The organism is Rickettsiales endosymbiont of Peranema trichophorum (assembly GCF_004210275.1).
Lineage (GTDB): Bacteria > Pseudomonadota > Alphaproteobacteria > Rickettsiales > Midichloriaceae > RICK02.
Window position 1 is genome coordinate 1 of sequence record NZ_SCFA01000098.1, and the last position, 5159, is coordinate 5159.

A 5159-nucleotide genomic window follows, 5' to 3' on the forward strand; every position below is an offset into this window, starting at 1 on the left:
TCTGTGCCTATTGCAATGCCCTTTTCTAGGCCTTTGCTTTCACCTTCCTTTCTCACATCATCGATTGTGCATTCCTGTCCATCCAGTAGTAATCTCGCCCTGATGTACGCATCATACGATTCCTCACTCCAGTTGAACCTCTCTAGCTCCCTATATGCTTCTAATATGTGCTCGTCCTTCGTACCTATTGGCGGTTCCTTCACTTCCTCAGATCTACTTAAAAAAAATAGCCACTCATCTTCTATGCCACTGAGCTCATCTTCCCCCTTCTTAAATTTCGGCAGTTCTACAAAAACATACGACAATGCAAATAGGTGCCTCTCATTCGTCTTCTCTTCCCTCGTCGTGTGGTAACTGATGCACCCTATGTTATCTCCAAACAATTTCTTATTTTTCATGATGCTCACTACTATCACAGGCAACAAGTCCTTATGAAACATACCCTTCTTGAGTTGTGATACGTATGTATGTGACCCGTAAAACTGTGCTCTTTGTATATAGTGGGACTCTTGCCTGTTCTCCATTTCCACGATGTAGGTTTTTCCTGCTTCGTCCTTACACTTCAAATCAAACAAGCTTCTTTTGCCTTGTCCTATGTCAGGTATCTCCTCTCCAGACATAAAGTTGAGTTCTGCTATTTTTTCTCCCGGTTCTAAACGTAGTATAGCATTTAAGAAATCCTTTAGTCTTTCCTTATCACCAAAGACTCTCTTAAATGCTACGTCATTGGTTGCGTCTAGGTATCTTGTCATTTGTGTGCTCTAGTAGGTTGTTGCAGGACCACCATAATCCTCAAACCCATTGTATACTATTTCCTTCCGTCTCTCTACTTCTTTTGTCTGTCAATATTATGTGTGTTGGTTGCCCGGTTTGAGGACGATAAGCGATAACAGAGTGCTGTTGTGTTTCCTCAGATGGAAATAGTTCTACTGTAGTTTGAGTTCTGCTTCCTCAATCTTCTTAGCAATGACATCGTAAGGCAAACTACCAACAACCTTCTCACCGTTAATAAAGAACGTTGGAATGCTGTTAATATCCAGTGCCCTAGCATCTACGTATGCTTCATTCATTATAGATGTCTCAAGAGTCTTGTTGTTCATACATTGCTCGTAATCCTCATGGCTAAGACCAGCAAGCTGACCAAAATGCTCCAATTGTTTCGTGTAATCTTTGCTAAATGCCCACAAACTTTGACTCTCAAGTAGGCCGGAAATCACTTCAAACCGTTTGTCAGAGATGCAATTGACTAGGAGTGTCGCAAGACGTGAAGACTGAGTACTAGGTAAACACCTCAATACGTAGTATACTTTACCAGTATCTATGAAATTTTTCTGTATTTGCGGCAGTACGTCAAAATGAAAGTCAGCACAATGTGGACATGTTAAAGAAAAATAATGAAATACTACGACTTTAGCATCAGGCTTCCCTAGAGCTATATCGTCAGGGCGAACCGATAAAATGGATGGCTTGATGCTTTCAGGAACAACTGACTTTATAGTGGTAGTAGCACACACCTCCAAAGGAAAGTAGCAGGTAACTAGTGATAATACAGCGACACAAATGTATTGTTTGATCATTTCTTTTTCTCCTTAACCAATTTTGATTTATTCTTGACTTTAGGGTGCTTTGGAAAATGCTGCAATTCTTGCAAACAGGCCTCCTCTATTTCATTATAGCGAATAGTCAGTTTTTTACTTCCTTCTTCATTCGTTTCTTTAAGCTCTATAATACACTTTTCTTCATCTGCTTCTAATAGGCAACCAGTAAACTTTTTTTGTTCTCCAATATGCTGAAATAAGCTACATTTCACTGTCTTAGCAACAGCATTTTGAAAGTCACGTACTCTGGTCAAAGGCCTATTGATTCCAGGTGAACTAACTTCAAGGTTATAACGGTTCTTAACGATGTCCTCAAGATCCAGCATTAATGATATGCGCTTGCTGATATGTTCGCAGTCAGCGACTGTGATCTGTTGTGCGCTATCAACCTTCTCTACCATGATCTGTATCGTTTTAACACCGCCTAGTGTAGTATTTTTGATTCTAACAACGTTATAACCTAGCTGTTCCAACGTTCCAGACACCAAATCAAAAACGCTCTGCTCAATTTGAGTGCGATAGATCATACTAATTTGCTCCATAAATTAACACATGTAAAGACCACCATTTACATGTATGGTGGTGCCAGTGATGTATGCAGCTTGATCAGATGCAAGAAATAAAGCAGCAGAGGCTATCTCTTCAGGCTTACCCATTCTTTGTAACGGTATCTTTTCTATGATGTGGTCCTTCACAGATTGTGATAAGTTGCTGGTCATATCAGTATCAATAAAGCCAGGAGCAATGCAATTGACTGTGACACCTCTAGACGCCACTTCCAAGGCAATAGAGCGGCTCATTCCAGCTACTGCCGCTTTTGAACTCGTATAATTCGCTTGACCAAAATTACCAGTATGTCCTACGACAGAGGTAATATTAATGATTCGGCCAGCTCTCCTCTTCATCATTTTTTTAACAGCGCTACGGTTTAGTCTAAAAGTTGCTGTCAGATTGACGTTCATCACCTTATCCCAGTCCTCATCTTTCATTCTGAGTATGAGGTTGTCAATTGCGATTCCAGCGTTACAGACCAGTATATCAACACCACTGCCTGATAGTGCCTCAGCTTCCTCGTATAACCCTTCTGTCGCGGACAAATCCGACAAATCAGAAGTAATGGAGCGATGAGCATCGCCGGGCAACTGGTCTAACAATTCCCGCAGTACACTTTCTCTTGTTCCAGTAAGGATTACATTGGCACCCGCGTCGCAAAATGCCTTAGCAATCGCTCGCCCTATACCACCAGTAGCACCAGTAATTAAAGCAGTCTTACCTTTCAACATGGCAAATTTTCAACATGACGAATTTTTAAAAATGTTTTGTCAGAAAGTCTTCCACACCACTCGGTGTAGAGATGTTAATACACTCTAGATTGTGATTAGGAAACATTTTTTTTGCAATATTTGTCAATATTCTACCAGGTCCAATTTCTATAAAGTGAGTGGGTTCCATTTTGACAAACAGTTCCATCGTTTCCCTCCACCTTACCTTGCTGTGAATCTGCTGCACCAGTAGCGCACGTACTTCCTCAAGTGTATGGTATCCTTTAGTAGAAACATTGGAATGCACAGGAATCTTAGGGATGTACATTTCAACTTGCGACAGTACAAGGTCCATGTCCCGTGCTGCTGGAAGCATCAGGGATGAGTGAAATGGCCCAGTAACAGGCAATCTTATCGCTTTTCTAATACCATACTTGGCTGTCCTGTCTAAGATGCGTTCTATTAGGTGAAGTTCACAGCTTAACACCACCTGTCCTGCGCCGTTGTCGTTGGCAATCTCACAAACACCGATATCGTCAATTTCATCTATCATGCGTTGAACGATCTCTACATCAGTGTCCAAAACTGCCACCATCCCACCTCTCCCTATTGGTGCAGCTTTCTGCATCGCTTCAGCTCGCGATTTAAGAACTCTTATCGCATCACCCACCACGAAAGTCCCAGCAGCAGTTAAGGCAGAGTACTCACCTAGAGAATGACCAGCAGAGGCTTTGGCAATCTTATCTATAGAGAGCCCAGTCTGTCTCTCCAATACCTTGAGGACAGCAAGGGAAACAGCAAAGATCGCAGGTTGAGCATGTATAGTAAGATTAAGTTGTTCCTGCTCACCATCAAACATGAGTGAGGACAAACGGTAGCTTAAAGCGTCGTCAACCTCTTCAAATAGCTCCTTCGCCTCTGTAAATGCAAGCGACAGCTCCTTTCCCATGCCCACTTGCTGTGCACCTTGACCGGGAAACAAAAGAATGATGAAACGCTCAAATTTCTGTAATGCGTCCATTAGCCCACAGTAGTTTTGATATTTGCACCACAGCTCCTGAGCTTACCTTCAATGTGCTCGTACCCTCTGTACAAATGGTATACTCTGCGGATTGTAGACTCTCCTTGTGCAGATAAAGCTGCTAGTATCAAAGCAACAGAAGCTCGAAGATCAGTCGCCATCACTTCTGCGCCCTGTAGTCCTTTTACTCCATTCACGATCGCTGTGTGCTCTTTGACAGATATATTGGCCCCCATCCTATTTAATTCCAACGCGTGCATAAAGCGATTTTCAAAGATGCTTTCTGTAACAAGGGATTGGCCTTCCGCTATGGACAGTAATGCCATGATTTGAGCTTGTAAGTCTGTCGCAAAGTCGGGATATGGGGCAGTCTTGATGTCTAATGGCTTAAACGTGTTTTGGCTGGATACCTTAATGTAGTTATCACCTTCTGATATTTCTGCACCTATTTGTCGTAGATAAGATAAGCAGCTACTTAATAGTACAGGCGAAATATCGTGCAAAGTCAAACTACCCTTAGTAATCATTGCTGCTATGGCATACGTACCCGCTTCTATTCTGTCCGGTATCACTCTGTGCAATGTGGCATGTAAGCGGTCTACTCCATTGATCGTTATAACGCTAGTACCAGCACCATCAATCCTAGCGCCTCCACTGTTTAAAAAGTTTGCTAAATCAACTATTTCAGGCTCACATGCCGCGTTATAAATAGTTGTGATACCATCGGCTAGGACAGCCGCCATCATAACATTTTCTGTTGCACCAACAGATACCTTGTCAAACCTTATCTCAGCTCCGGATAGCCGACCATTGGTTGTTGCAACAACATACCCGTTTGAGATCTCTATGTGTGCTCCCAGGGCCTTAATCGCTTCGATGTGCATATCGACAGGTCTTGTTCCTATAGCGCATCCTCCTGGTAGTGAGACGCAAGCTTTACCAAATCTACCAACCAAGGGACCCAATACAAGAACGGATGCCCTCATTTTGCATACTAAGTCATAGGGCGCAGTCATGTTGTTGACGTTGCTACTATCAACAATAAGATGTCTGTTGCTGCTAGCATTCTCCAGTGTGCTTTGTCCCTTCTCGTATACCTTTGCACCCAATTGAATTAGCAATGCTTTCATTGCAGAGATGTCCCATAGATCCGGAACATTTTGAATGCAAACCTCTTCAGTATGTAAAAGGCTTGCTGCAAGAATAGGTAGAGCGGAATTTTTTGCACCACTGATTACGAGGTCGCCAGTTAACCGACTACCACCGCTTATAGTTATT

General features: G+C 42.6%; 6 protein-coding genes. All 6 read right to left on the reverse strand.

What is annotated here, in order from left to right; all coding sequences use genetic code 11:
- On the reverse strand, positions 1–752 hold a 752-nt coding region (locus EDM53_RS04930; RefSeq protein ID WP_130122547.1), incomplete at its 3' end, for an Rpn family recombination-promoting nuclease/putative transposase.
- 174 nt (positions 753–926) lie between these two features.
- Positions 927–1577 (reverse strand): thioredoxin domain-containing protein, encoded by a 651-nt coding sequence (locus EDM53_RS04935; RefSeq protein ID WP_130122548.1) that lies wholly within the window; start codon positions 1575–1577, stop codon positions 927–929.
- Positions 1574–2125 carry a ribosome maturation factor RimP gene (locus EDM53_RS04940; RefSeq protein WP_165379659.1) on the reverse strand — a complete coding sequence of 184 codons (552 nt, stop codon included), beginning with the start codon at positions 2123–2125 and terminating at the stop codon, positions 1574–1576. The genes EDM53_RS04935 and EDM53_RS04940 overlap by 4 nt, the downstream gene beginning before the upstream one ends.
- Positions 2126–2143: 18 nt before the next feature.
- Positions 2144–2881, reverse strand: coding sequence for a 3-oxoacyl-[acyl-carrier-protein] reductase (gene fabG, locus EDM53_RS04945; protein ID WP_130122550.1), 738 nt, complete (start codon positions 2879–2881; stop codon positions 2144–2146).
- A gap of 25 nt (positions 2882–2906) precedes the next feature.
- On the reverse strand, positions 2907–3881 hold the full coding sequence (gene fabD / locus EDM53_RS04950; protein ID WP_130122551.1) for an ACP S-malonyltransferase: 975 nt from the start codon (positions 3879–3881) through the stop codon (positions 2907–2909).
- Positions 3881–5158, reverse strand: coding sequence for a UDP-N-acetylglucosamine 1-carboxyvinyltransferase (murA, locus tag EDM53_RS04955; protein ID WP_130122552.1), 1278 nt, complete (start codon positions 5156–5158; stop codon positions 3881–3883). The genes fabD and murA overlap by 1 nt, the downstream gene beginning before the upstream one ends.
- Position 5159: the final 1 nt, after the last annotated feature.

Excerpts from the sequence above, each read along its gene's own strand:
- fabD (WP_130122551.1), bottom strand. The coding sequence starts at position 3,881 with ATGGACGCATTACAGAAATTTGAGCGTTTCATCATTCTTTTGTTTCCC.
- fabG (WP_130122550.1), bottom strand. The coding sequence starts at position 2,881 with ATGTTGAAAGGTAAGACTGCTTTAATTACTGGTGCTACTGGTGGTATA.
- EDM53_RS04940 (WP_165379659.1), bottom strand. The coding sequence starts at position 2,125 with ATGATCTATCGCACTCAAATTGAGCAGAGCGTTTTTGATTTGGTGTCT.
- EDM53_RS04935 (WP_130122548.1), bottom strand. The coding sequence starts at position 1,577 with ATGATCAAACAATACATTTGTGTCGCTGTATTATCACTAGTTACCTGC.